Below are 25,837 nucleotides of genomic sequence, written 5' to 3'. Positions count from 1 at the left end.
TTCGGACGGTGCTTGTGTTGGTACCGACCATGACCGCGGGTACCAGGCTGTTGGATCTGGTCCCGTTGCTCGACGGTGATCACCGCGTCCAGGTGGTGTTCACGGTCCCGCGGACCGAGGACGGCTGGCACGGTCTGGACGGGTTCGCGCGTCGTTGCGGGGCGCTCGTGGTGCCGTGGGATCAAGCATTCCGGCAGGAATGGGATCTGGTCCTGAGCGCCGACCACGATTGCATCGAGCGAATGCACGGGAATCTGCTCTTGCTTCCGCACGGTGCGGGTGCGGCGAAATCGCGGCTGCGCAGTCGAATGGTCGCCGCGGCCGTGCCGACGACCGGTGTGGACCGGGAATTGCTCACCCGCCGCGGCCGGGTCATTCCCGCCGTGATCGCCCTGCCGACCGAGTCGGAGTTGGGCCTCGTACGCCGGACCTGCCCGGAAGCGGCATCGGTGGCCGTGGTCGCGGGCGACATCTGCCTCGACCGGCTGCTCGCGAGCGTCCCGTTCCGCGCCCGGTACCGCGAGGCGCTGGGCGTGGGTGCGGGCACGGACCTGATCACGATCAGCTCGACCTGGTCACCGGAGTCCACCTTCGGCACACACCCCGAACTCTACGAGCGGCTGCTGCGCGAGATCGGGCACGACGACACCCGGGTCGCGGCGGTGCTGCACCCGAACGTGTGGGCGGTACACGGCGCCTGGCAGGTGCGCGCCTGGCTCGCGCGGGCGATCGAGCGAGGACTGCTGGTCATCCCACCGGAGCGGGGCTGGCAGGCCGCGATGGTCGCCGCCGACCTCGTGCTCGGCGATCACGGCTCGACCAGCGTCTACGCGGCGGCCCTGGGCACCAGGACGTGCCTGGCCGCGTTCCCCGAGGACAACATCCGGCCGGGCAGCGTCGCACACGTCATGGGACGAACCGCGCCGCGGCTGGACCACACCCGGCCCCTGCGGCCCCAACTGGCCGCGGTCGGCCCCTTCCGCCGCGCCTCCCGGCTGCGCGCGGCCATCTCCTCGCGCCCCGGCCGGACCCACCAGGTACTGCGCGCGGCGATGTACCGGCTGCTCGACCTGCCCGAGCCGTCGTGGCCCGCCTCGGTCACACCGGTCCCCGCCGCGCTGCCGATCTCGTGGTGAGGGGCGAACCTCGTGCCGATCACCCTGCACATCCGAACCCGGGCCCTCGGCGTCCACACGGTCACCTGGGCAGGACATGTCCCCGCGGGCGACGTGCTCGTCGCCGAAGCGCATGCCGCACCGGCGTGGCGCGCGGTGGCGGACATCCTTGTCCCACCGGGTATCGACGACCGGAACCGGGCGATCACCCTCGCCGTCATGTCCTATGTGGACCATCTGGCGGCGGCACGGGCCGCGACCGCATGAGGTCGGCCTTGCCGTCCCCCACCCGCTCGTACAACTCGGCCGCCTCGGCCCAGCACCGCAGCGCCGAGGCCCGATCCCCGCCCTGCTCGGTGGCATCGCCGAGCAGGGCGAGGATCTCGGCCTGGTAGTAGGGCGAACCGAACGCCCGCATGGCATCGAGGGCCGCCCGCAGCACGCGGGTGGCGTGCTCGGGACGCTCGGCGCGCAGGTGCGCGGCACCCAGCATCGTCACCGCCCGCGCGTGCTGCGTGGGGTCCTCCAGTCGCGCCATCACCTCCGCCGCCGCCGCGAACTCCACCACCGCCTCGTCGAGGCGACCCGCCTCGGCCAACACCTCCCCGATCCGCCTGCGACACAACGCCACCCCGCGGTCATTGCCCACCCGCTCATGCAGATCCCTGGCCTGCTCGAAGAACTCCGCGCTACCACCCCGGGCCGCCAGGCCCAACTGCTCCAACGCGGTCGCCTCGGCCCGCACATCCCCCTCGGCCCGAGCCAGGTCCCGCGAGATCGTGTGCTGCTCCACCGCCTCCTCATGGCGACCCGTCCTGACATAGGCGTACCCCAACTGCACCCGCACCAGCGCCTCGGCCCGCCGATCACCGCACCGCCGCGCGCTGGCGATCCCGATCCGCTGCAGATCGATCCACTCGCCGTACCGGCGGGTATGCAGGAAGAAACCCCACAACGCCTCACAGAACTGCCACACCAACTCGTCCCACCACCGAGCCGCCGCGGTCTCCAACGCCGCCCGCACATTCGCCCGCTCCGCCGCCAACCACGCCAACGCCGCCCCCGCGTCCGCGAACACCGACACATCCACCTCCGCGTAGCGCGGCCCCAACCGCGGCCGCAACGGATGAATCACCACATCGGCGGCCACCACCCGATCGAGATACCACCGCACCATCCGCCGCTGCACCCGCTCACCGTCCTCGGCATACCTGCCGCGAGCATGCAACCGGACCAAATCGTGGACAGTGAACCGATCCACCGCCGACTCGGTCACCATCCCGGCCTCCACCAACCCGTCCAACCCCCGAACCACCCGATCCGACGGCCGACCCACCGCCGCCGCGACGACCTCCGCACCGAACTCGCGCCCCGGATGCCAAGCACAGCAACAAAACACTTCCGCCGCCGCCCCACCCAACCCCGCGCAGGACACCTCCAACACCGCCTCCACCGAGGTCTCCGCGTCCAACGTCAACCCCGCCAGACGATCACCCTCACCACACAAATCCCCCGCCTCCCTGGCGAACGTGCGCCGCGACCGAGCCGCCAACCGCGCCGCCACCACCGACAACGCCAGCGGCAACCCACCACACAACCGCGCCACCCACCGCGCCGCGTCCACCTCCGCCCCGACCCGATCCCCACCCACCACCGAACCGAACAACCGCAACGCATCCCCCTCACCCAACGGCGCCACATCCACCCACCGCGCCCCGTCCAACGCCAATCCCGACAACCGTGACCGACTCGTCACCACCACCACACTGCCCGCACCCGCGGGCAACAACGCCCGCACCTGCGCCGCCGACACCGCGTTGTCCAACAACACCACCAAAGCCCGACCCGCAGTCACCGACCGAAACAACGCCGCCCGCCGCGCCGCCTCCACCGGAACCCGCCGCGCCGACACCCCCAACGACACCAGAAACCACTCCAACACCACCGACGCCGACACCGGCTCACCCGTACCCGCATCAGTCAAATCCACGAACAAACAACCATCCCCGAACCCCGCGCCCAACCCGTGCAACCACCGCAACGCCAACGACGTCTTCCCCACCCCCGCGATCCCACACACCACCACCAGACCCACCCCAACCGACCCCCGCAACCCGTCCAACTCCGCCAACTCCCGCTCCCGAGCGACAAACCCACTCGGCACAGCCGGAAGCTGAAACGGCACCCCATCCCGCCCACCACCACCGAAAGAGCCCTCACCCCCACCCATCACACCCCACCCCCAGACGAGCCCGGCGCAGACCTCCTGTCTAGTCGCTCTCCATCACATCAACATGACAATCCGCGACCACCACCCAAGTGGCGTAAACCAGGCAGGCCAAAGTCAGCCGGGCGGTGGTTCCACGATCGACGTGACAGCGGCCCGAGCATCCAACCCGTATCACAGCAATCTCGATGCCTCGGCGGCGCTATCCGGCAACGAGAGCCTGCATCGATCAACAGCGTCGCCCGCCGAGTCGGAAAGGATCATGTGGCGGGTTGCCGCGCAAGCGGGTCCAGATCCGAACGACGAGCGGGCGGTGATCGGCCACGTAGACGCCTGTGGTGGTGTGTCCGCGGCGTGCGCGTTCCAGGCCACGGGCACGGCGACGCGGGCGTTGATGTGCACCCACTTCGCATCCGATGCGGGCTTGTCCCATCCCGGCCGCTGCCAACTCAACCGGCCGCCGGCGGTGGTGATCAGCGCCGAGCGAGTTCGACGGTAACGACGTTCGGGTTGGTCATCGACGAGCACGCGACCCCGGATCGCGGCCACCCGCGGGACGGTCGAGGCACACTACTTCCGGTTCGCCTCGAAGCCGCGGATGACCGCGTCCAGTCGGCGTTCGAACGCCGCGGCGCGTTGTTCGCGGGTGGGATAGGAGTGCAAGTCGGTCGCCGCGACGCGCGGGAACCGTTCGGGGTCGACCTCCCGCAGCGACGCCACGATGTCGGCATAGCGCTGCTGGTCGGTGCGCCCGGAGGTTTCGGTCAGATGGTCGAGCGCGGCCTGTTGGAGTCCCCACGAGACCGACATCGCCTCCAGGGTGGCCTCGATGTCGCGCTGCCGCTCACCGCGGAAGCCGCCCGCCTCGTAGAGCGCGGACACGCCCTCGACGAAGGCGAGGAACTCCGGCGAGGTCGGCGCCGTACCGAAGTAGGCCCCCTCCAGGCCGGGGTGGCGACCGAACAGAGCCGCCTGCCGGACATACACCTGCACCAACTGACGCCGCCACCGGCGCCGGTCCGGGCGCGGCACCTCCAGCCCGCTCCACAACCGCGTGAGCACGAGCTGATGCAGTTCGAGCTTGTTACGCACGTGGGCATAGAGCGACGAAGGCCCGGTGTGCAGCCTGGCGGCGACCGTGCGCATGCTCAGCGCCCGGAAACCGTCGGCGTCGATGACGGCCAACGCCGCGTCGACGATGCGTTCGGGGGTGATGGCGGGCTTGGCGCTGCCCGCGGTGCGTGGCACACCCCACCCCCTTGACTCGAACGGTGTTCGTTCCTATCGTCTCACAACGAACAGTGTTCGTAAATCATCCATCGAGAAGGACGGTCATGATGAGAAAACTCGTCGAGTCGACGTTCGTGACACTGGACGGCGTGATCGGGGACCCGCAGGTGTGGGGAATGCCGTACTGGGACGCACAACACCAGGAGTACGCCGAGCACCTGATGTCCACCGCGGACGCCCTGGTGCTCGGCAGGCAGACCTACGAAGCCTTCGCCGAAGCCTGGCCACAACGCTCGGGAGACTCCTACAGCGACAAGATCAACGCAATGCCCAAGCACGTCGCGACACGCACACTCACCGACCTCACCTGGAACGCCACCCGCCTGGCAGACGACACAGCCCAGGCGATCACCGCACTCAAGAACCAGCAAGGCGGCGACCTGCTGAAGTTCGGCACCGGAGAACTCGACCAGACCCTGCTGGGCAGCCGACTGCTCGACGAACTACACCTGTGGGTCTTCCCCGTGATCGCAGGCAAAGGCGACCGACTGCTCGACAGCCTGATCGACACCACACACCTGCACCTGCTCGACACACACCGCATCGACAACGGGATCGTGGTACACGTACTGGCCCCCGGAACCCCCGGTGAGTGAGATCAGACTCTCACCCGTCCAAACCGTCCGAGTGGTCGACTCCAACATCGACACGCTTCACCTCCAGGCGACCTGGATACCGGGCGGCTCGCCCCCGCCACGACACTGGCACCCGCGCCAGGACGAACGGTTCGAGATCACCGCGGGCACACTCAGGGTGGAAGTGGGCGGCAACCCACCGCGCGACCTCACCGCGGGCCAGACACTGACCATCCCCCGCCGCACACCCCACCGAATGTGGAACGCGGGCACCAACAATGCCCGGGCGACCTGGGTGATCACACCACCAGGTCGGACCAAAGAAATGCTTGAGGCCATGGCGCAGCGCCCGGGCCCACTACGGGTCGCTCGACTGCTGTGGCGCCACCGCCACGAGACACGACTGGGCCCGCTGACCCGGCGCTAGGGCGTGTCCGGGTGTTGCTGGGCTTTCGGCGGCGTCCAGTAGGGCCAGCGGGCGCCGCCGTCCACCGGGACCGCGCCGCAGGGGATCGTCACCACCCGGGCCCGCCGAACGGACGCGCGACCGCCGCACGGTCGAGATCGGCAACCGAGACACTCCGCGGGTAGCCCGCGCCCGGTTCAGGCCGGGGTAGCCAGCGGGTATGGGCGGCCGGTCCACCGGGGGACGTTGGGCAAGTCCAAGGAGAACTGATCGAGGATGCGCGCGGCCACGTGGGTGACGACATCATCGAGGGTGGAAGGGTTGGTGTAGAAGGATGGGACGGGCGGGGCGATGACGACATTCATCCTGGCCAAAGCGAGCATGTTGTCCAAGTGGATCGCGGACAACGGGAACTCTCGGGGGACCAGGACGAGTTTGCGGCCCTCCTTGATCGTGACGTCGGCGGCGCGGGCAATGAGGCCGTCGCCGTGGCCGATCCGAATGGCGGCGAGGGTTTTCATGCTGCACGGGACGACGATCATGCCGTCGGTGCGGTAGGAGCCGCTGGCTATCGCGGCGGTGTGGTCGCCTGCCGCGTGGATGTGGTCGGCGTAGGCGCCGAGGTCGGCCGGGGTGAGACCGGTTTCAAGCTTCAGCGTGGCGCAGCCCCAGCGGCTCAGCACGAGGTGGGTTTCGGCGCCGGTCTCGCGCAGGGCGCGGAGGACGCGGACGGCCAGGGGGGCGCCGGTGGCGCCGGTGACGCCGACGACGATGCGGGGGGTCACGGGAGGTTCCTCCTCGGGGTGCGATGGCGCAGCGAACGCGGGGCGACGACTCGGAACGGGACTGTGGCGTCGATATAGGTTCGGCCCGTGCCGGGGCGTTCGCGTTGCCAGGCGGGTGATTCGGACGGGAGCATGGGCACCGGCGGATGGCCGTCGGCGGTGACACAGTCAGCGGCAAGGTTGGTTCTGGTGGTCACCGCCCACCACAGGTCTTCTGGGACGCGGATGTCGACGTCGGGGTCGGTGAAGACGATCAGCTTGACGAACGGGTGCGCGGCGAAGATCTCGCGGGCCAGCCCCGAAGGGGCGTGGTCGTCCGCGGGTGTGGACTTGGCGACGGCCACCGCGAGCAAGACCATGCCGCCTCCCGCGGGCGCGAAGTGCAGGTCGCGGATCGTGGCCCACTCAGGGGTGCTCGCGGACAGGGCCACCGACAGCGCGCCGCCGAGGCCGAGGATGGCGGACTGTTCTCGGCCGGGCCCGATCACCGCCTGGTAGCGGGCGCCCGGGCGCACGGTCATCCCGGTCACGGTGAGCACCGGCAGGTCCGCGCGGCCGCCGCCGTCGTAGCCGAGGAACTCTGGCATGGAGCCGCCGACCCACTCGCCGAGGGTCTCGTCTGCGGTCTCCCAGCCGAGTTCGCCCTCCAGCACGATCTCGGACTCGGCGAGGACGTCGACGGGTTGGGTACCCGCGCGGGCCAGGGTCACCGGCGCGCCCGCGAGGCCGCCCGCCAGGTCCAGTTTGGACGTTCCAGGGGGCAGGAAGCGGCTGTTGACCGCCGAGGCGATGACCGCGGCGGGCGGGGCACCGATGTTGACCGACACCGGCAGCGGCCGCCCGCGGCGCAACGCGCGCTCGTGGCGGGCGGCGAGGCCGCGGCCGGGCACCATCCACACGGTCAACCGCGTCTCGTCGAGCACGAGCATCCGGTGTACCGACAGCGCGCCCTCGGCGTGCACCAATCCCATCGTCAGGTACGGGCCTGCGTCGCTGGAGGTCACCTGAAGAGCGGGCAGCGCCGTGAGGTCGGGCGGGCGCCGGTCGGCGACCCGGGCGCCCGCGACCGGAGCGACGGCGGGCACGCCGCGGACCGCGTCGGGGGTGACGTGCTCGGGGTATCCGGGCAGCCATCCGCGCACGCGCCGCTCGTCGCCGTAGAGGCCGAGCAGGACCGGGGCCAAGGGCACGTCCGCGACGGTGTACTCCACGACCGGCTCCGACTGGTCCCGCGACGTCGCCGGGATACCCGCGTGCGCGTCCGCGTAGGCGGCACCCACCTCGGTGCACCCCAACGGTCGCGAGTGGACGGTCAGCGGCGTCCGGTCGACCGCCGCGCGTACGGACAGTCCTGGCGGGCTGGTCACCTGGCCCGCCCGGCGTCGCGGGCCAGGGAGCCGCGGACGAACCGGCCCCCGGCGTCGATCAGACCCGGGTAGGCCGCGCGCATGTCGGCGATCATCCGGTCGTACGGGACGTCATCGAACTCGCCGTGTTCGCGCAGGAACTCCATATGCCTGCGGCCCGCACCGTCGAACGGGTGGTGCACGCTGTCGCCGGAGCCGTCGAACTCCAGCGGGGTCAGGCCGAAGAGCCTGCACAGGCTGCGGTTGAACACCGGGGTGGCCCGGATCCAGCGGCCGTCCAGGCGAAGCGTGGTGTAGCAGTGGTAGCGGAACACGTCGCCGCCCATCAGCTCGCGCAGGCGAGGTGAGGTCAGGTGGTTGCGGACATCGGCGAAGAGCAGCCGGGCGGGGATTCCCAGCGACCGCAGGCCCGCGGCGAACAGCACAGACTTGTGCGCGCACATCCCGGTTCGGGTAGCGGCCACCGATCCGGCTCGCAGGCCCTCGCGGGACAGATCGGCGCCGTAGACCTCGTACCGCACTCCGTCGCGCACCGCGTAGTACAGGTCGACGGCCTGCTGGGCGGGGGTGCTGCCCGGCCGGGTCGCGCGCTCGACGAAGTCCCGGACCTCCGGGGCATGGATGTCGAGGAAGGGGGTTGCGCCCAACGCCCCGCCGTGGGCGGCGACGGCGGTCACTGGTGCACCTTCTTCCTTGCGGGCACCTGGACGGCTTTCGTGGCGGGAACCAAGCGGAAGCCGGGGTGACGACCGGTAGTGGTCGCCCTTCGTGGGCCTCGATGACACTGCCGCCTGCTTCCCATGCCGTCGCCGCCTGACTTCGCTCGTGAGGTTGACACCGGGGGTGCCATCACCGACCACCTCTCACCTGGGCCTTGTCCGGCCCGCCACGGCAATGCTCCAGACCCCGCCTAGCGCTCTGCTCGAATCGCACTGGACCGGGCCGCGCACTGGCGCTTCCAGCGGCTTTCCGCCGGCTTTCCAGTGCGCTTGGGGACAATCGGGACACCGACACGAGCCGGTACCCTTTGCCCGCCGTCTTACTCCTTCGCCCGCCTGGAAATCCCGTGCCGTTTGTGCTCGACTGTCACGACCTCGACGCCGTGGGCGACGACCCTGTCTTTGTGGAGGGCGCGTTCCAACTCGCCCAGGACCTGGTGATCGCGCCCGCGGACGTGCCCGCGCCGCTCGCGGTGCGGCGCGCAGGTGCGGACCGGACCGAGGTCACCCTCGTCGCCCCGGATGACGCGACGGTGCTGGCCCGCTTGGCCGCGGACGCGCTGGAGTGCTGGCGGATCGCGCTGCCGGGCGGGCTGGTGGCGCGCTACCTCGCGCCGGGAACAGCACGCACGCTGGGCGTGCGGGGCACCGGGCCGCAGGCGTGGGCGTGCCTGCGGGTGCTGACCGAGGCACTGCCCCGATTGAGCCGGGTGCTGGTATCTGGTGAGGAAGCCGAGGAGTTCGCGGCCGTGGCGGCCCGGCGGACCGGACTGGACATCGCCGCGGCGGCAGACGTCGAACTGGGTGCGGATGTGCTGGTGACGACGACGCCGGGCGCGATCACGGCGCGGCCGGACGCGCTGGTGCTGAGCACGCGGGCAACCGAGCCCGCGACGCACCGCACGCCCGTGCGGTGGGACGAGGCGGTGCGCGAGCCGCTGACCGGCGAGCCTGTTCCCCGTGGGAACGGGCGGATCATCCTGCTCGGCGGCGATGACAGCCGCTGGCGCGCCGCGCTCGACGGCTGGGCGCTGCGCCGGGCCTGGGAGCTGAACCTGGGCCGCGCCTGCGAGGCCGGCTGAGAGACGGCGGCCACCGTGGACAGGGGTGTACCCCTGGTGGGCTCCCCCAAGCGCAACTGGGGTGCGTTTCAGGCCGGACGTCACCGGTCGACGACGGCGGTGACGTAGCGGACCGGCACCTCGATGGTCAGTGGTCCGGTGCCGTCGCGCATGGCTTCCAGGGCGGCGATCAGCCGGGCCCGGAGTTCGGCGGACTCCCGCTCGGGCAGGTGCTGCCACAACAGCCGCATGCCCTGGGTGTGCGACCAGTCGACCCACGCGGTGCCGTTCTCGGCGACCATGTCGATGGTCTCGTCGCGCACCTCGACGTCGGTGAACCCCGCGCCGCGCATGGTGTCGACGAGCGCGGCAGGGTCCGACAGCCAGGCATTGAAGCGGCGGCTGAGCGCCTCGGGCTGCCACTCCGGCGGCAGGTTGCGCAGCAGGGAGCGCGGGATCAGCTCGGTGAACACCGGCGGCAGGAACGGGAAGGTGTCGTCGGTGAAGACCGGACTGGTGAAGCCGATGCGGCCGCCGTCGGCGAGCAGGTCGGCGTAGCGCGGCAGGGCGGCGGGGGCGTCCGGCAGGAAGATCAGGCTGTAGCTGCCGGTCACCACGTCGAAGGAACGGGCGGGCAACTCGGGGTACTCGCCGTCCATGACGCGCACCGAGACGGTGGTGTGCCCGCGCTCGGCAGCCACGGCGTTGGCCCGCTCCACCATGCCCTCGGCGATGTCGATGCCCAGCACCGCGCCCGTGCTGCCGACGCGCTCGGCCGCCGGGAACAGGCAGGCGCCCAGGCCGCAGCCCACGTCGAGCACCCGCTGCCCTGGGCCGGGCGCCACCCGCTCGACGAGTCGGGCGCCCATCGGCGTGAAGAACTCCACGCCCATCCGGTCGTAGGTGGCGGCGGCGCCGTCGAACGCCTGCGCCACGGTTGTCTTGTAGGTCGTCGTGTCCACGTGCTCCCCGTCCTGGCCGGTCGGTCCGTCCTGGTCAGAGTGGCCCGTCGACCTCGAACCCGGGTCGAGTCCTCGGCCCGATCCGCGTTCCACCGCGTTGCGAGTAGCGCGGTGGAGTCTGGTGTCCGGCTCACCACGGGAAAGGGCGGGACATGGCTGACCTGACAGGCATTACCGCGGACGACCCACGCTACGCGGACCTCGCCAAGCGGGGGGACAACGCCAGGTTCACCCCGAACCCCGAGTTGTTCGTGCGGCCAGCGTCGACCGAGGACGTGGTCGAGGCGGTGCGGGCGGCCGTAACCGCGAATCGGCGGGTGGCCGCGCGCAGTGGTGGTCACTGCTATGAGGGCTTCGTCTCCGCCGGGGTCGACGTCGTGGTGGACCTCGCCGCGCTGGACTCCGTCGAGTGGGACGCCGAGCGCGCCGCGGTCGCGGTGGGGCCGGGGGCGCGCCTGCTGGATCTGCACACTGCGCTGTATGAGCGCTGGGGCGTGACCGTCCCGTGTGGAGCGAGCGCCACGGTCGCCGTCGGCGGACACGTCGTCGGCGGCGGGTACGGCCCGATGTCACGGAGCTTCGGCCTCACGGTCGACCACGTACACGCCGTCGAGGTCGTCGTGGTCGACGCCGACGGAACCACGCGGGCTGTGGTGGCCACCCGCGAGCCGGACGATCCGAACCACGAGCTGTGGTGGGCACTGACCGGCGCGGGCGGCGGCAACCTGGGGGTGATCACCCGCTACTGGCTGCGCGCCGCCGACGCGAAGGGCGACGAGCCGGGCGAGGTCCTCCCCCAGCCGCCCGGCACCGTGTGGGCGACGAGCCGCATGTACCCGCGCGACGCGATGACGCCCGAGGCGTTCCGCGCCCTGGTGGGCGGCTACGGGCGCTGGCACGAGCGCAACAGCGCACCGGGCTCCCCGCACGCGGGCGTGTTCGCCGGTCTGGTGCTGCTCGCCCGACAGGAGCAGGACGACTCGGGACTGACCGCGATCCTCTTCGTGCGCCTTCTCGACGACTCGCCCGGTGCCGAGGCCCGGCTGGCCGCCACCGTCGCGGAGATGACCAGCGGTGTCGCCGCCTTCGCCATCGACACCCCGGTGGCGAACGAGCACTGGCTCGCGTCGATCGCCGAACTCGCGAAGATGCAGGACGGCGACGGCGGCAGGCACAAGGTCAAGTCGGCTTACCTGCGCCAGTCCTACACCGACGCCCAGATCGACACCGTGTACGAGCGCCTGGCCGCGGGCGGCCCGTACGAGAGCGCTTCGATCTCCCTGCAATCCACCGGCTGCGCGATCAACGCCGTGCCACCCGCGGCCACCGCGGTACCCCAGCGCGACTCGGTGCTGCGCGCGCTGTACCTGGCGACGTGGCGTGAGTCCGACGGCGACGCGACGTGCCTTGACTGGATGCGCGAGCTGTATCGGGATGTGTACGCCGCCACCGGCGGCGTGCCCGTGCCGGACGAGCGCAACGACGGCTGCCACATCAACTTCCCCGACATCGACCTCGCCGACCGGACGGCCAACACCTCGGGTGTGCCGTGGCAGCACTTGTACTTCGGCGACAACCACGAGCGGCTCCTCGCCGCGGCCAAAGCCTGGGATCCCCGCGGCGTGTTCCGCCACGCCCTTTCCATCCGCCAACCACACGATTGGAGCCCCACCCCGATGTCCACAACCGAGATCGCGCCGCCGGTGCTAGACCCGGCCCACCCGCTCCGCACGAAGCTGAGGCAGGCGATCGAGGCCATGCTGCCGCTGGGCGCCGCGGGCGCGCAGTTCCGCGTCTCCGTCGGCGAGGACACCTTCGTCGCGCGGGCGGGCGTCGAGGCGTTCGGCGCCGCGGCGCCGGTGCCCGTCGACGGCCGGTTCCGCATCGCCTGCATCACCAAGATGTACGTCTCGGTGGTCCTGCTGCAGCTCACCGCCGAGGGCAAGGTCGACCTGGACGCCCCGATCGCGACCTACCTGCCGGACCTGCTGCCCGACGGCGACAAGGTCACCGTGCGCCAGATGCTCCAGCACACCAGTGGCCTCTACAACCACGCGGACTCCTTCCAGCGCCCGGGCGAGCGCTTCCAGCGCGACCGGTACAACCACTACGACGCCGCCGAACTGGTGGCCGTGGCCGCCGCCAAGCCGCTGAACTTCGAGCCCGGCACCAAGTTCGAGTACTCCAACACCAACTACATCGCGCTCGGACTGCTGATCAAGGCCGTCACCGGCAAGTCGTACGAGGAGGAGATCCGCACGCGGATCCTGGAGCCGCTCGGCCTGCGGAACACCGTGCTGCCCGGTGAGGATCCGGTCATCCACGGCCCGCACGCGCGCGGCTACATGAAGATCAAGGGCGAGTCGGTCGACGTGACCGAGATGAACCCGTCCGAGGCGTGCTCGGCGGGCTCGATCATCGCCACGACAGCGGACCTGGACGCATTCCTGGTCGCCCTGATGGACGGCAAGCTGCTCGCTCCCGCCCAGTTCGCCGAGATGAAGACCACCGTGCCGCCGGAGTGGGTGCCGCTGCCGATGTCCAACGGCTACGGCTTGGGATTCATGCCGCTGGAAACCGACTGCGGTCTGAGCCTGTGGGGTCACGGCGGCGGCATCCCCGGCTACGCCACCTTCGTCGGCTCCACTCTGGACGGACATCGGCGGCTGATCGCCTCCATCACTCTCGACATCGACCCCGACGACTTCAGCGGCGCGTTCGAGACGTCCGTGGTGGCCGCGCTCAACGCCGCCGCCGAGTGCCTGCGCTGACCCACCCCCGAGACCCCCGAAATGTCCGTCCGCCGAGCGTGGCACCCTGCACCGCGCTCGGCGGGCGGCGCCCCGGATGGAGGCCCGAAGTGACCCTGATCTACTCCACCTCCGCCACCGCGACCGGCGACGGCCGCGAGGGCGAGGCCCGCTCCGCCGACGGTCTGCTCGACGTGAAACTCGCCGCGCCGCAGGCCCTGGGCGGCAGCGGCGGGGCGGCGACGAACCCCGAGCAACTGTTCGCCGCGGGCTACGCCGCGTGCTTCCACAGCGCCCTGCGCTACATCGCGGACAGCCAGGGCGTGGCCGTCACAGGATCGTCTGTGACCGCCGATGTCGGACTGACCGGCACCGGGGAGGGCTTCGCGCTCACCGCGACGCTGACCGTGCGGCTGCCCGGCCTGGCCGCGGACACGGCGAAGGGGCTGGCCGACGCCGCCCACCAGACGTGCCCGTACTCGGCGGCGATCCGCGGCAACGTCGAGGTGGCCGTGCGGCTGGCGTAAGGCGTCAGTCTGTGGTCGCCGGACTGTCCGCGTACTCGGCCTGCCGCTGGGCGACGAGCACCGCGACGCCGTCGAGCAGCCGATCGAGGCCGAAGCGCAGGGCGTGTTCAGGATCGTAGGACGACTGGTGCTCCGCGCCCGCCGCGCTGCCGACCCGCTCGGCGGTGGGGTGGTCCCCGGGGCTGGTGAACTTGGCCAGCCACGGGGCCTGCCCCTGCCACCACTGGTCGTCGGTCATGCCGGTGCTGCGCTGCAACTCCACCACGTCGGCCGCGGCCCGCGCGGTGTTGCGGACCTGGCCCAGGACCAGAGTGAGCACCGAGTCCAGTTCGAGGTCGGTCAGACCGGTGCCCGCCAATGCGGTGAGTTCGCGCTCGTACTTGGCCAGCAGGTTGGGGCCGAGCACCGGCCTGCTCGTCTCCACGTAGGCGAGCCACGGGTGGTCGTGGTAGAGCGCCCAGTTGCTGTACGCGACCCGTTCGAGGCGGTCCCGCCAGTCGCCCGATGCCGGGTCGATGCCGGGAAGTTCGCCGTAGACCGTGTCCATCATCAGGTCGATCAGTTCGGCCTTGCCCGGGACGTAGGTGTACGGCGACATCGTGCCGACGCCCAGTTCCTCGCTGACCCGGCGCATGGTCAGGGCGCCGACGCCCTCAGTGTCGGCGATGCCGATGGCGGCCCTGGTGATCTTCTCGACGCTCAGTTCGGTCCTGCCCTCCCTGGGCGCGGGCTCCCTGGTTCGCCAGAGCAGCGCCAGGCTGCGGGTCGGGTCGGATTTGGCCCATTTGCCTCGGTCTTTGGTCATAATGACGACAGACTACTACCGTACGTTGTACGATACTATGTACCCGACCATGCCGAGCCGGAAAGACGGGGTTCATGCAGCAGAAACCGATCACGATCGTCCGGGCCCGCGAGAACAATCTTAAGGACGTCTCCCTGGAGATCCCCCGGGGTCGGATCACCGTGTTCACCGGGGTCTCCGGCTCCGGCAAGTCCTCGCTGGTGTTCGACACCATCGCCGCGGAGTCGCAGCGGCAGCTCAACGAGACGTTCACCGCGTTCGTGCGCACGATGCTGCCCAAGTACGGCGAGCCGAACGTCGACTCGATCAGCAACCTGTCCACCGCCGTGGTCATCGACCAGAAACGGCTCGGCGGCGGCTCCCGCTCGACGCTGGGCACGATCTCCGACATCGCCCCGCTGCTGCGGCTGTTGTTCTCCCGCTTCGGCTCCCCGCACGTCGGTGGCGCCGGGGCGTTCTCCTTCAATGACCCCGCGGGCATGTGCGAGCGGTGCGACGGCATCGGCAAGACCGCCGAGCTCGACCTGGGCAAGTTCCTCGACCCTGGCAAGTCGCTGCGCGGCGGCGCGATCCTGTTCCCGCCGTTCGCGGTGGACACCTGGTACTGGAAGCTCTACGCCCAATCGGGTCTGTTCGACCTGGACACACCGCTGGCCGACTACGGCGACGCCGAGATGGAGCAACTGCTCCACGGCAAGGGCGGCAAGATCGAGTGGAGCGGTGCGGGCGGCAGCGGCTCCTCCGAGTACGAGGGGCTGGTCGACAAGTTCACCCGCCTGTTCATCAAGAAAGACGTCAACACGATGGCGGAGAAGAACCGCGAGACGGTGATGCGGTTCGTCAGCTACGCGGTGTGCTCGCGCTGCCAGGGCAGCAGGCTCAACCAGGCCGCGCTGGGCGTCGAAGTCCACGGCTACAGCATCGCCCAGCTCAGCGCGATGCAGCTCAGCGACCTGCTGCCGATCCTCACCGGCATCGCCGACCCCGCCGCGGCGCCGGTACTGGCGAGCCTGACGACGCGGCTGCGGCACCTGGTCGACATCGGCCTCGGCTACCTCAGCCTCGACCGGGAGACGATGACCCTCTCCGGCGGCGAGTCCCAGCGGGTCAAGACCGTGCGCCACCTCAGCAGCAGCCTGATCGAGGTCATGTACGTCTTCGACGAACCCAGCGTCGGGCTGCACGCCCGCGACGTCGCCCGGCTCAACGACCTGCTGCGGGAGTTGCGGGACAAGGGCAACACGGTGCTCGTCGTGGAGCACGACCCGGACGTCATCGCGGTGGCCGACCACATCGTCGACATCGGCCCGCACGCGGGCGCGCGCGGCGGCCAGATTGTCTACCAGGGCTCGCTGGCGGACCTGCGCCAAGCCGACACGCTGACCGGCCGCTGCCTGCGCCGCCAAGAGAAGGGCAAGACCGACTACCGCTCGCCGACCGGCCGCCTCACCATCACCGACGCGGTCGCCAACAACCTCAAGAAGGTCACCGTCGACATCCCGACCGGGGTGCTCACCGCGGTCACCGGAGTGGCGGGCGCGGGCAAGAGCTCCTTGGTGATCCAGGCATTCCAGGAGCAGCACCCGGACGCGATCATGATCAACCAGGCCGCGGTCACCGCGTCCAGCCGGTCGACACCCGCGACCTACATCGGGATCATGGACGAGATCCGCAAGGCGTTCGGCAAAGCCAACAAGGTCAGCGCCGCGCTGTTCAGCTTCAACTCCAAGGGCGCGTGCGCAACCTGCCAGGGACTCGGGTTCACCCAGACCGACCTGGCCTTCCTCGACCCGGTCAAAACCACCTGTGAGGACTGCGCGGGCAAGCGGTTCCGCGCCGAGGTCCTGGCCCACACCCTGCGCGGGAAGTCGATCAGCGACGTGCTGGCGCTGGGCGCGCTGGAGGCAGTGGACTTCTTCGCGGGCGCCAAGTTCGCGCCGATACTGGACGCCATGGTCGAGGTCGGGCTGGACTACATCACGCTCGGCCAGCCACTGAGCACCCTGTCCGGCGGCGAGTGCCAACGGCTGAAGCTGGCGTGCGAACTGCACAAGAAGGGCAGCGTCTACATCATGGACGAGCCCACCAGCGGCCTGCACATGTCCGACATCGATCGGCTGGTGGCCATCATGGACCGCTTGGTGGACCAGTCGAACACCGTCGTCGTCATCGAGCACAACCTGGACGTCGTCAAGAACGCGGACTGGGTGATCGAACTCGGCCCCGGCGCGGGCCGCGACGGTGGTCAGGTGGTGTTCGAGGGCACGCCCCGCGCCCTCGCCGCCGCCGACGGGATCGCCACGGCCGCATACCTGCGTCCGCTGATGTGACCGATCTCGCCGGGTGATCCCCGGCGTGCGCCTCCGCCGCCGCTTCCCCCACGTGCGGCGGAGGCGAAAGCCCCCGCACGGCCGCCCCCAGGCCGTGCGGGGGCTTTCCTCAGTCCCGAGGTTCCCTGTGCGGTTGTGGGCTTGCGGTCAGCCGCGTGCGCCGAGGAGGGTGGGCGCGCCGAGCAGCGGGGTCGCGTCCGAGTCCGTCGCCCTTCGCACGGCGTCGATCAGGGCGAGGCCCGCGAGCGTGCGCGCGGTGTGCGCGCCGAGGCCCCAGGTGCCGGTCACGGCGCCCGCGAACACCTCGATCGCGGCGCGGAACTGGTCGGCGGGCGGCAGGGTCCGCACCTCGGTGGCGCCGTGGCGTTCGATGCGCAGGGTCGGCCGCCAGGTCTCCCCCGGCGTGAACGCGCGCTCCAGGGTGATCCGGCCGCGGGTGCCCCACAGCTCGTAGAACGAGCGGTAGCCGTGCTCGAAGCCGAAGATCACTTGGGCGGTGACGCCGTCGGGAGCGCGGAGCAGGGCGGTCCCGCCCACGTCCACCTCGTGTCCTGTGTGGATGGTCTGGGTGGCGCCGACGACTTCCAGGTCGGCGCCTGCGAACATCAGGGCAGCATGCAGCGGGTAGTAGCCGACGTCCAGCAGGGCGCCGCCGCCGAGCTCGGGGCGGTAGCGCACATCCGTGGCGGGCAGCGGGGGGATGGCCATCGCGGCGGTGACGGCGCGCAGGCTGCCGATGGCGGGCATGAGGTCGGCGACGTCGGCGTGCTGGCGGTGGTGGGCGAACATCCGGTTCTCCATCACCACAAGGCCGCCCGCGCCCCCGAACAGGGCAACGCCCTCGGCGTGGGTCGTGGCCAGCGGCTTCTCGACCAGCACGTGCTTGCCCGCGGCCAGGGCCGCCCGGGCCCACTCGGTGTGCAGCCCGGTGGGGACGGAGACGTACACGGCATCGATGTCGTCGCGGGCCAGCAGTGCGTCGTAGCCGGGCACCGGCGCGCAGTCGAACTCCGCGGCGAACGCGGCGGCGCGGCCCGGATCGCGGCTGGCGACGGCGGTCAGCCGGGCCGAGGACCGGGCCAGCGCGGGCAGGAACCGCCTGCGGGCAATGGAGGAGCAGCCGAGCACCCCGAAGCGGACCATCGGACTTCCTCTCTGTGGCGAAGGGGCGGAACGCCGCAAAGCGGTCCGCCCCAACGGATCACGGCACCAAGACCTGCTTGCCGACCACCCTGCCCTCGATCAGGGCGCGCACCGCGTCAGCGGCGCGGTCCAGCCGGTGGCGAGCGTCCACGTGCGGGGTCAGCACGCCCTGGGCCACGAGGTCGAACAGAGCGGCGAGATCGGCGCGAAACTTGTCGCCGGGGCGGACGTAGTAGGTCTTGGCGACCCGACCGCCGGTGGCGCCGACCGCGCGCAGCAGCGTCCAGCCCGCGACCCGGCGCAGGACCGGCAGGTGCGGGCGGAACCACTGGCCCGACTGGAAACCCCGCACGGAGGAGTCGAAGGAGATCAGCCTGCCGCCGCGGGCCAGCAGCCGCCAACCGGTCGTGATCCCCTTGCCGCCGATGTGGTCGAAGACCGCGTCGAGGCCGTCAGGGGCCACGGCGCGGACGGTCGCGGCCAAGTCGCCGCGGTAGTCGACCGGCTCGGCGCCCATCGCGCGGACCTGGTCGTGCTTGGCGGGCGACGCGGTGCCGATGACCCGCGCGCCGTGGTGGACCGCGAGCCGGGTCAGCACCGAACCGACACCGCCGGACGCGCCCTGCACGAGGACCGTCTCACCGGGCCGCACCTTGGCGCCGCGGTGCAGCATCTGCCACGCCGTGACGCCGTTGCAGACCAGCGCGACCGCCTCGCCCGCGTCCAGTGCGCGCGGCACCGGCGCCAACCCGGACGCGGCCACCTCGACACACTCCTGCCACGCCCCGGAGCGGGGCATCGCGGCTACCCGGTCGCCGACAGACCAGCCGGTGACCCCTGGGCCGACCTCGGCGATCTCGCCCACCAGGTCGTAGCCGGGGACGTAGGGCAGCTTCGGCGGGAACGGGTGGAGCCCGCCGAGCATCTGGACCTCGGCGTAGGACACGCCCGCCGCCTCGACCCGGACCACGACCCTGCCCTTGCGGGCCAGTGGCATCGGCGCGGTGCGCACCTTCAGGGCGGTCGGGTCGCCGAGCGCCTCGGTGAGCACCACCTGCCGGACCTCGGCAGGCCGAGCGCCGACGGCGGCGCTCTCGGGCAGGTTCAGGGACATCACACGTCCTCGGGGACGCGGCCGATGGCCTTGAGCATCGGCAAGTAGTTCATCACGTCCCAGTGCTCGACGACCTTGCCGTCGACGAACCGCAGCTCCTCGACGATGTGCCAGGTCACCTTCTTGCCGGTGGGCGGGATGTCGATGAACTGGCCCAGGTGCGTCGCGGTGATCGTCAGCCGCAGGCTCACCAGGTCGCGTTCGGCGATGATGCTCTCGACCGCCAACTGGAGATCAGGAAACGCCGCGAGGCCGCCCTCCATCCGCATGATCATCTCGTCGGTGTCCACGGGCAGGTTCTCCGAGTAGTGGACTACGTCGGGCGCCCAGTGCTCGACGATTCCCCCGAGCTCCCAGCGGTTCCACGCCGCCACCATTGCCAGGCAGCGTTCCTTGTTCTCTTCCATGGTCGTGCTGTCGGTCGCCCGCATCGCCTCTCCTCGGTCATCTCCGTCATCGCCGGTCACCTGGAACCAGCATCGCGATCCGGGCTTGAGGACACCTCAAGGCCGGATCGCGATAGTCGGCAGGAGAAGGCCGACTCCGGCCGAACACGAGGAGAGGCGGACGAGATGGTGTTCCTGGTGACCGGCGCGACGGGCCACGTGGGCAGGCACGTCGTTGCCTGCCTGCGCGCCGCGGGCGCGACCGTACGGGCGACGAGCCGCACCGCCGTCAGCGAGCGCCCGGACGTGGAGGTGGTGCGCGGCGACCTCGCCGAACCCGCGAGCCTGGACGCCGCATTGCGCGGAGTGGAGCGGATGTACCTGTTCCCGGTGCCGCAGACGGCCCAGGAGGTCGTCGCGCGCGCGGCCCGCGCCGGGGTGCGGCGCATCGTGGTGCTGTCCTCCAGCTCCGTGCACGACGTGACCAACTTCAGCGGCGCCTACCACCGCGCCGTCGAGCTGGCGGTGGAACAGAGCGGTCTGGAGTGGACACTCGTGCGCCCGGACGAGTTCGCCACGAATGTCCTGTGGAAGTGGGGCCACTCGATCCGCGCCGAGAGCGTCGTCCGCGCACCGTATGCCAAGGCCCGCAGGGCTTTGCTGCACGAAGCCGACATCGCCGCCGTGGCCGCCGCCGCCCTGCTGGAGGACACCCACGTCGGCGAATCGTATGAGCTGACCGGTCCCGAGCTGCTCAGCCAGGCCGAGCAGGTCGCGGCGATCGCGGCCGCGGTGGGGCGCGACATCGCGTTCGAGGAGGTGCCTGCGGAGACCACCCGCGCTGAGCTGGTGCGGTTCATGCCGCCGCCGGTGGTGGACATGGTGCTGAAGTACCTGGCGGACTCTGTGGACACACCGCCGATGGTGTTGCCGACGGTAGAGAAGGTCACCGGGCGGCCGGGGCTGGGCTTCGGCCAGTGGGCCCGCGACCACGCGGCCGCGTTCACCGCATAGGGAAAAGGGGAAGGCCCCGCAGTGCGGGCCTTCCCCTTCGACGGCGACCTACTCCTCCCGCAGTAGCTCGACCAAGGTCACGCCGACGTCGTCCGTCGCCGGGCCCGCCAATACCCAGCCGCCCTGCACGGCGCGGAAGGGGTACCACTGGTGGTCTTCGCCGAGGCGGAGTTGGACGCCGTGGGACTCGGCGGTCCAGCGGTTGCGCCAGGACGTCAGCTCGGGCGGTTCGCCGCTGCCGCTGTCCTGCCAGGCTTCCTCGAACTCCGTGCGGGCGCGGGCGAGGGCGTCCTTGGCGGGTGTCCAGGAGTTCTCCTGGACCGCGAGGCCCGCCGCGCCCGCGAGCCGCCAGGCGTGCACGGCGCGGGTGAACTCGGCGGGTCTGCCGCAAGCCCGGCCCGCGCGGTCGATCACCCCGTCGTCGGCGCGGGCGGCCAGCCGGACGGCGTCGGGCCACCGTGGCGCGGTCGAATACCTGCCGGACAGCAGGTCTCGGGCACGGGCGGCGGCGTCGGCGGCCAGTGCGGAGATCGCGGCATCGTCCACAGGGGACTCGATCTCGACGTCGGCGAGCAGCGGGGCCAGGTGCAGCGACGGGCCCAACTCGGGCGGCTCGGGCAGTGGGGCCGGGGCCGAGGACCACGCCTGAGCGGCGGGCGTGCCGAGGTCCGCGGGGTCGCCGCTGTGCGTTGCCCCGCCACGGGTGTTGCGGCGGTGCAGTTCCTCGGTCAGCTCGTCCTGGCCGCGGCCGCGGCCCAGCAGCAGCACGAACGGGTCGCGGTCGAGAAGCCAGGACATCTGGTACGACAGCGCCGCCGCGTGCTTGCACGGGCTGTCCCATCCGGGGCAGTCGCACTCCGGGTCGAGGTCGCCGTAGCCGGGCAGCAGGCGCACGCCCGCGTCGGCGGCCGCGCCGACCAGGTCGCGCGGCATGTCGCGATCGAGCAGGGCGGCGATGTGGCCCGCCCGGGTGGCCACCCGGTCGAGGAAGCGGTCCCAGCCCGCGTCGGTCAGCTCGGCGAACCGGACGACCGTGGCGTAGGGCCGGGTGTGGTCGCCGTCGTGAACGGCGGCGGAGACGCGGCCGGGGCTGACCGTGATCGCGCCGACCTGGCCGCCGAAGGCGTGCGCGCGGCCCTTCTTCAACTGCTCCGGGTCGAGGGCGGTGTCCTCCATCGCCTCGATCCAGGCGTTGCCCCACCAGGTGTCGGCGAACTTCTTGCCGTAGCGGCGGCCGGGCGGAAACGCGGGGAAAGTGACGGCGCGCCCGCCGGGGTCGGCCTCGGGCTCGTCCTCGTCCTCGTCCTCGTCGGCGGCGAAGAGGGCGGCGAGGTGGTCGTCGTACTCGTCCTCGTCGTGGAAGTCGGACATCTCAGACACTCCTCAGCTCGACAAGGCGCAGCAGCTCGGCGTCGGACAGCTCGCTCAGCACCGCCTCGCCGCCGCCCAGCACGGCGTCGGCGAGTTCCTTCTTCGACTCCAGCAGCAGGGCGATGCGCTCCTCAAGGGTGCCGCGCGCGATCACCCGGTGCACCTGGACCGCCTTGGTCTGGCCGATGCGGTGCGCCCGGTCGGTGGCCTGAGCCTCGACCGCGGGGTTCCACCAGCGATCGAAGTGCACGACGTGGTCGGCGCGGGTGAGGTTGAGACCGGTACCCGCCGCCTTGAGCGAGAGCAGGAACACCGGGAACTCGCCCGCCTGGAAGCGGCGCACCATCTCCTCCCGGCGCGGGATCGGGGTACCGCCGTGCAGTAGCCGCACGGGCACGCCCCTGGCGACGAAGTGCTGTTCGAGTAGCTTCGCCATCTGCACGTACTGGGTGAACACCAGCACGGCCCCGTCCTCCGCGGTGATCGTGCCGACCAACTCGTCGAGCAACTGCAGCTTCTCCGAGCGCGACCGCGCAGGCGCGTCGGTCTCCTTGAGGTAGTGGGCCGGGTGGTTGCAGACCTGCTTGAGGCCGACCAGCAGCTTGAGCACCAGGCCGCGGCGGGCGATCTCCGTCTCGCTGGCCCGGATCTCGGCCATCACGTCCGCGACCACCCGCTGGTAGAGCCCGGCCTGCTCGGCGGTGAGCGCGACGTGGTGGTCGGTCTCGATCTTCGGCGGCAGCTCGGGGGCGATGCCGGGGTCGCTCTTGCGCCTGCGCAGCAGGAAGGGCCTGACCAGCCGGGAGAGCCTGCCCGCGCTCCGGTTGTCCCGGTCGACCTCGATGGTGCGGCCCCACCGGGTCCGAAACGTGCCGACCGTGCCGAGCAGGCCGGTCGTGGTCCAGTCCAGCAGTGCCCACAGCTCGCCGAGGTTGTTCTCGACCGGGGTGCCGGTCAGCGCGACCCGCGCCTTGGCCGGGATCGCGCGCAACGCCTTGGCGGTGCCGCTGAGCCGGTTCTTCACGTGTTGCGCCTCGTCGGCCACGACCAGACCCCACGCCGCGGCGGCCAGCACGTCGGCGTCGACGCGCATGGTGCCGTAGGTGGTGAGGACGAACCCGCCGTCGAGCCCGGCCAGCGAGCGCGACCCGCTGTGGAAGCGGCGGACCGGGGTGCCGGGGGCGAACCTGGCGATCTCGTGCTCCCAGTTGCCCAGCAGCGACGCCGGGCACACGACCAGGGTCGGACCCGAGGTCGCCGGGTCGAGCGCCCGGCGCAGGTGCAGCGCGATCAGCATGATCGTCTTGCCGAGGCCCATGTCGTCGGCGAGGCAGCCGCCGAAGCCCAGCGAGGTCATCCGGTGCAGCCACCGCACGCCGCGCTGCTGATAGTCGCGCAGGGTCGCGGCGAGCGCGTCGGGCTGGCCAACTTCCTCGGGGCCGCCGTCCGGGTCGACCGTCCGGGCGACCAGTTCGCCGAGCCAGCCGTCGGCGACAGTCTCAACCAGGTCGCCCTCCACTTCGGCGCTGCCGATCAGCGCGAGACCGAAGCCCTCGTAGGCGGGCAGCGGCGGCAGGGCAGGTTCGCGAGCCTTGCGGGCCAGCTCGGGTTCGACCAGCACCCAGCGCTCGTGCAGCCGCACCAGCGGCCGGGACTTGCCGATCAGATCCATCTCGGCGTCGGTGAGCGGCTCGCCCGCCAGCGTGAGCTGCCAGCGCAGCGGCAGCGGCGGCGAGGTCCGCAGGAACGCGGCCACGTCGGCGGGCATGTCACCGGGCGCGGACACGACAGTGCGCGCGGCCAGCTCGCGGGACAGCTCGGGCGGCCACTCGATGTCCACCCCAGCCTCGGCCAGCTGGGTCGCCGCCCCGCCGAGCAGGTCTTCGACGTCCTCGTCGACCAACTCCAGCTCGACCGGCTCCGCCTCGGCGAGCAGGCTCTCCAGCGGCGACCACACCCGCGCGGCCCTGCGCACCGCGAGCATCGCCTCGAAGGTGGCGCGCTCGCCGAAGCCGTGCTCCGCCCCGGCCCACAGCGCCGCCGCGTCGTCGACCTGGGTCGGGTCTCCCAGGTCCCGCAGCCGCACGACCGCGGTGAACGGGGTGTCGGCCAGGTCGCCGCGCACTTCCAGGCGCAATGCGACCCGCAAGCCCGCGTCGACGCCTGCGGCCACCTGCCGCGACCACTCGCGCAGCTCGGCGTCACCAGGAGTCGGGGCGACGGCGGCGAAGCGCGGGTCGCCAGTGAGCCATTCGGCGCCCGGCGTGCGCGGCAAGGTGTCGGCGACGGTGTCGAACAGGGCGCGCAGCAGGCCCTCGGGCTCGGGCAGCACCGGTGCCGCGGCGGCCGCGTCGACCGGGACTGCCCGCGCGGCCGCGGGCATCGCCGCGGCCAGCGCGCGCAGCCGCTCGATGTCGGTGACGTCGTACGGGCCGACCCGCCAGGCGTCGAACCCGTCCTCGTCCAACCCGGGAAGCAGCCTGCCCCGAGCCACCAGGTTCAGCGCCGCACGGACGGCGGCGGCGTGGAACGCGGCGGACGGATGGGCGTCCGGTTCGCCGTCCACCGCGGCCAGCAGCGGCAGCCCGTGACCCGCCGATACCCGGCGCGCAGGCACTGCCCGGACGGCGACCCCGCCGCCGTCCGGGAAGCTCACCAGCGGCTCGGCGGGTTCGCCCAGCCCGTCCAGTTCCGACGGCAGCGGCCCGCCGTCCGGGCAGTGCACCAGGAAAGTCCCCGCCCGCGCGGGCTTGCCCGGTTCGAACACCACCGCGTACCGACCCAGTCGCACGGGCGCCTCCCTCGTCTTCCACGTTCTCAGTACAGCGTACCGTATGATATACGGACTACCGTCAGTAGGGACCCTGGAACCCGGCGGCGACGTCGGCCAGCCTGGGAAGATCGCCGCGGTGGGCGCCGAGCAGGTCGAGACACGCCTCGGCGATGCTGTCCGCGCCCGGGTGCCACGCCTCCTCCAGCGGCCAGGACACCGGAGCGGGACAGTCCGGCGGGGTCACCCTGCGGACCGGCGCACGCAACGCCTCGGGGACGTTTTCGGCGACCACGGCGGCCACCTCGGCGGCGAAGCCGTAGCGGGCCCAGCTTGTGTCGGCCACCACGAGCCTGCCGGTCCTGGCCACCGACTCGCAGATGATCGCGTCGTCGAGCGGACGCAGGCTGCGCACGTCGACGATCTCGACACTGATGCCGCGCGCGGCAAGCTGGTCGGCGGCACGCTCAGCCTCGTGCACCATCAGCGAGGCCGCCACGACCGTGATGTCGCTGCCCCGGCGGGCGATGCGGCCGACGCCGAACGGGATCGCCAGCGCCTCCTCGGGAACCTCGCCGGTCAGCGGGTAGAGGTTGCGGTTCTCGATCAGCACGGTCGGGGTGTCCGACCGCAGCGCCTGCACCAGCAGGCCCTTCGCGTCCGCGGGCGAGGCGGGCGCGGCCACCTGCAGGCCCGCGTAGTGGGCGAAGGTCGCGTGCGGGCTCTGCGAGTGGGTGGCACCCTGTCCCCAGCCCCGGCCGACCACCCCGCGGGTCACAACCGGCACCCCGCCCTGGTCGCCGCCGTACATGTAGCGCCACTTGGCCGCCAGGTTCACCAGCGCGTCCACCGCAAGGAACATGAAGTCCGCCCGCGTGTGCACCACGATCGGCCGCATTCCCGCGGCCGCCGCGCCGATGGCCAGGCCCGCGGTGGCGTTCTCCGAGTTCGGCACGTCCACCACCCGGGTGGGCCCGAATCGCTCGAAGGCTTCCTTGGTGGTGCCGAAGGTGCCCTTGTGGTCATCGACCCCTTCCCCCGCGATGAAGACGCTCGGGTCGTCCGCCATGCACTGCACGGTCGCCTCGCTGATCGCCTGCCAGTACCGCAACCTGCGCAT

General features: G+C 71.4%; 23 protein-coding genes. 9 read left to right on the top strand and 14 right to left on the bottom strand.

What is annotated here, in order from left to right; genetic code table 11:
- Positions 1–29 precede the first annotated feature (29 nt).
- Both ACT4N7_RS20785 and ACT4N7_RS20780 read left to right on the top strand, forming a co-directional pair.
- Complete coding sequence (locus tag ACT4N7_RS20785) at positions 30–1,136, top strand: hypothetical protein (RefSeq protein WP_444830463.1); 1,107 nt, start codon at positions 30–32, stop codon at positions 1,134–1,136.
- Positions 1,137–1,148: 12 nt separating this feature from the next.
- Entirely contained in the window at positions 1,149–1,382 is a 234-nt protein-coding gene (locus ACT4N7_RS20780; RefSeq protein WP_444830462.1) for a hypothetical protein, read from the top strand.
- Here ACT4N7_RS20780 and ACT4N7_RS20775 read toward each other — a convergent pair.
- The 3 genes from ACT4N7_RS20775 to ACT4N7_RS20765 form a co-directional block, all read right to left on the bottom strand.
- Entirely contained in the window at positions 1,333–3,345 is a 2,013-nt protein-coding gene (locus ACT4N7_RS20775; RefSeq protein ID WP_444830461.1) for an NB-ARC domain-containing protein, read from the bottom strand. The genes ACT4N7_RS20780 and ACT4N7_RS20775 overlap by 50 nt on opposite strands.
- A gap of 171 nt (positions 3,346–3,516) precedes the next feature.
- Positions 3,517–3,891, bottom strand: coding sequence for a hypothetical protein (locus ACT4N7_RS20770; RefSeq protein WP_444830460.1), 375 nt, complete (start codon positions 3,889–3,891; stop codon positions 3,517–3,519).
- 21 nt (positions 3,892–3,912) lie between these two features.
- Complete coding sequence (locus ACT4N7_RS20765) at positions 3,913–4,590, bottom strand: TetR/AcrR family transcriptional regulator (RefSeq protein WP_444830459.1); 678 nt, start codon at positions 4,588–4,590, stop codon at positions 3,913–3,915.
- 89 nt (positions 4,591–4,679) lie between these two features.
- Between ACT4N7_RS20765 and ACT4N7_RS20760 the strand changes: the two genes are divergently transcribed.
- Positions 4,680–5,228 (top strand): dihydrofolate reductase family protein, encoded by a 549-nt coding sequence (locus ACT4N7_RS20760; RefSeq protein ID WP_444830458.1) that lies wholly within the window; start codon positions 4,680–4,682, stop codon positions 5,226–5,228.
- A complete protein-coding gene (locus tag ACT4N7_RS20755) occupies positions 5,221–5,634 on the top strand; it encodes a cupin domain-containing protein (protein ID WP_444830457.1) in 414 nt (137 codons plus the stop codon). Before ACT4N7_RS20760 ends, ACT4N7_RS20755 begins: the two co-directional genes overlap by 8 nt.
- 176 nt (positions 5,635–5,810) lie before the next feature.
- Here ACT4N7_RS20755 and ACT4N7_RS20750 read toward each other — a convergent pair whose 3' ends face one another.
- The 3 genes from ACT4N7_RS20750 to ACT4N7_RS20740 are packed head-to-tail and all read right to left on the bottom strand — an operon-like array spanning position 5,811 to position 8,442.
- Positions 5,811–6,398: a UbiX family flavin prenyltransferase gene (locus tag ACT4N7_RS20750; RefSeq protein ID WP_444830456.1), complete on the bottom strand. Its 588-nt coding sequence runs from the start codon at positions 6,396–6,398 to the stop codon at positions 5,811–5,813.
- Complete coding sequence (locus ACT4N7_RS20745) at positions 6,395–7,765, bottom strand: UbiD family decarboxylase domain-containing protein (protein WP_444830455.1); 1,371 nt, start codon at positions 7,763–7,765, stop codon at positions 6,395–6,397. The genes ACT4N7_RS20750 and ACT4N7_RS20745 overlap by 4 nt, the downstream gene beginning before the upstream one ends.
- The gene (locus ACT4N7_RS20740; protein WP_444830454.1) at positions 7,762–8,442 is read right to left on the bottom strand and encodes a transglutaminase-like domain-containing protein; all 681 of its coding nucleotides are present in this window, start codon (positions 8,440–8,442) and stop codon (positions 7,762–7,764) included. The genes ACT4N7_RS20745 and ACT4N7_RS20740 overlap by 4 nt, the downstream gene beginning before the upstream one ends.
- Positions 8,443–8,831: 389 nt before the next feature.
- Between ACT4N7_RS20740 and ACT4N7_RS20735 the strand changes: the two genes are divergently transcribed.
- Positions 8,832–9,566 carry a hypothetical protein gene (locus tag ACT4N7_RS20735; protein WP_444830453.1) on the top strand — a complete coding sequence of 245 codons (735 nt, stop codon included), beginning with the start codon at positions 8,832–8,834 and terminating at the stop codon, positions 9,564–9,566.
- Positions 9,567–9,646: 80 nt separating this feature from the next.
- On the opposite strand, the gene ACT4N7_RS20730 is transcribed toward ACT4N7_RS20735, so the two are convergent.
- Positions 9,647–10,507, bottom strand: coding sequence for a class I SAM-dependent methyltransferase (locus ACT4N7_RS20730; RefSeq protein ID WP_444830452.1), 861 nt, complete (start codon positions 10,505–10,507; stop codon positions 9,647–9,649).
- A gap of 152 nt (positions 10,508–10,659) precedes the next feature.
- Between ACT4N7_RS20730 and ACT4N7_RS20725 the strand changes: the two genes are divergently transcribed.
- Complete coding sequence (locus ACT4N7_RS20725) at positions 10,660–13,278, top strand: serine hydrolase (RefSeq protein ID WP_444830451.1); 2,619 nt, start codon at positions 10,660–10,662, stop codon at positions 13,276–13,278.
- Positions 13,279–13,367: 89 nt separating this feature from the next.
- A complete protein-coding gene (locus tag ACT4N7_RS20720) occupies positions 13,368–13,784 on the top strand; it encodes an organic hydroperoxide resistance protein (protein WP_444830450.1) in 417 nt (138 codons plus the stop codon).
- A 4-nt stretch (positions 13,785–13,788) separates the two neighbouring features.
- On the opposite strand, the gene ACT4N7_RS20715 is transcribed toward ACT4N7_RS20720, so the two are convergent.
- Positions 13,789–14,589 carry a TetR/AcrR family transcriptional regulator gene (locus ACT4N7_RS20715; RefSeq protein WP_444830449.1) on the bottom strand — a complete coding sequence of 267 codons (801 nt, stop codon included), beginning with the start codon at positions 14,587–14,589 and terminating at the stop codon, positions 13,789–13,791.
- Positions 14,590–14,663: 74 nt separating this feature from the next.
- Between ACT4N7_RS20715 and ACT4N7_RS20710 the strand changes: the two genes are divergently transcribed.
- Positions 14,664–16,919, top strand: coding sequence for an ATP-binding cassette domain-containing protein (locus ACT4N7_RS20710; RefSeq protein WP_444830448.1), 2,256 nt, complete (start codon positions 14,664–14,666; stop codon positions 16,917–16,919).
- Between the two features lie 147 nt (positions 16,920–17,066).
- Here ACT4N7_RS20710 and ACT4N7_RS20705 read toward each other — a convergent pair whose 3' ends face one another.
- From ACT4N7_RS20705 to ACT4N7_RS20695, 3 genes are read right to left on the bottom strand one after another with little or no spacing between them, the layout of a single operon-like run.
- Positions 17,067–18,062 carry a Gfo/Idh/MocA family protein gene (locus ACT4N7_RS20705; protein ID WP_444830447.1) on the bottom strand — a complete coding sequence of 332 codons (996 nt, stop codon included), beginning with the start codon at positions 18,060–18,062 and terminating at the stop codon, positions 17,067–17,069.
- Positions 18,063–18,120: 58 nt separating this feature from the next.
- On the bottom strand, positions 18,121–19,176 hold the full coding sequence (locus ACT4N7_RS20700; RefSeq protein WP_444830446.1) for a zinc-binding dehydrogenase: 1,056 nt from the start codon (positions 19,174–19,176) through the stop codon (positions 18,121–18,123).
- Positions 19,176–19,607: an ester cyclase gene (locus ACT4N7_RS20695; protein WP_444830445.1), complete on the bottom strand. Its 432-nt coding sequence runs from the start codon at positions 19,605–19,607 to the stop codon at positions 19,176–19,178. Before ACT4N7_RS20695 ends, ACT4N7_RS20700 begins: the two co-directional genes overlap by 1 nt.
- Before the next feature lie 153 nt (positions 19,608–19,760).
- Here ACT4N7_RS20695 and ACT4N7_RS20690 point away from each other — a divergent pair, with 153 nt between their 5' ends.
- Positions 19,761–20,576, top strand: a complete 816-nt coding sequence (locus tag ACT4N7_RS20690; RefSeq protein ID WP_444830444.1) for an NAD(P)H-binding protein — start codon at positions 19,761–19,763, stop codon at positions 20,574–20,576.
- Between the two features lie 48 nt (positions 20,577–20,624).
- Here ACT4N7_RS20690 and ACT4N7_RS20685 read toward each other — a convergent pair whose 3' ends face one another.
- The 3 genes from ACT4N7_RS20685 to ACT4N7_RS20675 form a co-directional block, all read right to left on the bottom strand.
- Positions 20,625–21,947 carry an SWIM zinc finger family protein gene (locus ACT4N7_RS20685; protein WP_444830443.1) on the bottom strand — a complete coding sequence of 441 codons (1,323 nt, stop codon included), beginning with the start codon at positions 21,945–21,947 and terminating at the stop codon, positions 20,625–20,627.
- Position 21,948: 1 nt separating this feature from the next.
- Complete coding sequence (locus ACT4N7_RS20680; protein ID WP_444830442.1) at positions 21,949–24,738, bottom strand: DEAD/DEAH box helicase; 2,790 nt, start codon at positions 24,736–24,738, stop codon at positions 21,949–21,951.
- Between the two features lie 61 nt (positions 24,739–24,799).
- Positions 24,800–25,837 (bottom strand): alpha-ketoacid dehydrogenase subunit beta, encoded by a 1,038-nt coding sequence (locus ACT4N7_RS20675; protein WP_444830441.1) that lies wholly within the window; start codon positions 25,835–25,837, stop codon positions 24,800–24,802.

The sequence above is a fragment of the Actinokineospora sp. genome, from assembly GCF_052390155.1.
Classification (GTDB): Bacteria; Actinomycetota; Actinomycetes; order Mycobacteriales; family Pseudonocardiaceae; genus Actinokineospora.
This window is presented reverse-complemented; position numbering and strand designations above follow the sequence as displayed.

Coding starts and splice junctions, on each gene's coding strand:
- ACT4N7_RS20785 (WP_444830463.1), top strand. CDS start 30: ATGACCGCGGGTACCAGGCTGTTGGATCTGGTCCCGTTGCTCGACGGT.
- ACT4N7_RS20775 (WP_444830461.1), bottom strand. CDS start 3,345: ATGGGTGGGGGTGAGGGCTCTTTCGGTGGTGGTGGGCGGGATGGGGTG.
- ACT4N7_RS20760 (WP_444830458.1), top strand. CDS start 4,680: ATGAGAAAACTCGTCGAGTCGACGTTCGTGACACTGGACGGCGTGATC.
- ACT4N7_RS20725 (WP_444830451.1), top strand. CDS start 10,660: ATGGCTGACCTGACAGGCATTACCGCGGACGACCCACGCTACGCGGAC.
- ACT4N7_RS20715 (WP_444830449.1), bottom strand. CDS start 14,589: ATGACCAAAGACCGAGGCAAATGGGCCAAATCCGACCCGACCCGCAGC.
- ACT4N7_RS20710 (WP_444830448.1), top strand. CDS start 14,664: ATGCAGCAGAAACCGATCACGATCGTCCGGGCCCGCGAGAACAATCTT.
- ACT4N7_RS20705 (WP_444830447.1), bottom strand. CDS start 18,062: ATGGTCCGCTTCGGGGTGCTCGGCTGCTCCTCCATTGCCCGCAGGCGG.
- ACT4N7_RS20700 (WP_444830446.1), bottom strand. CDS start 19,176: ATGTCCCTGAACCTGCCCGAGAGCGCCGCCGTCGGCGCTCGGCCTGCC.
- ACT4N7_RS20695 (WP_444830445.1), bottom strand. CDS start 19,607: ATGCGGGCGACCGACAGCACGACCATGGAAGAGAACAAGGAACGCTGC.
- ACT4N7_RS20685 (WP_444830443.1), bottom strand. CDS start 21,947: ATGTCCGACTTCCACGACGAGGACGAGTACGACGACCACCTCGCCGCC.
- ACT4N7_RS20675 (WP_444830441.1), bottom strand. CDS start 25,837: ATGCGCAGGTTGCGGTACTGGCAGGCGATCAGCGAGGCGACCGTGCAG.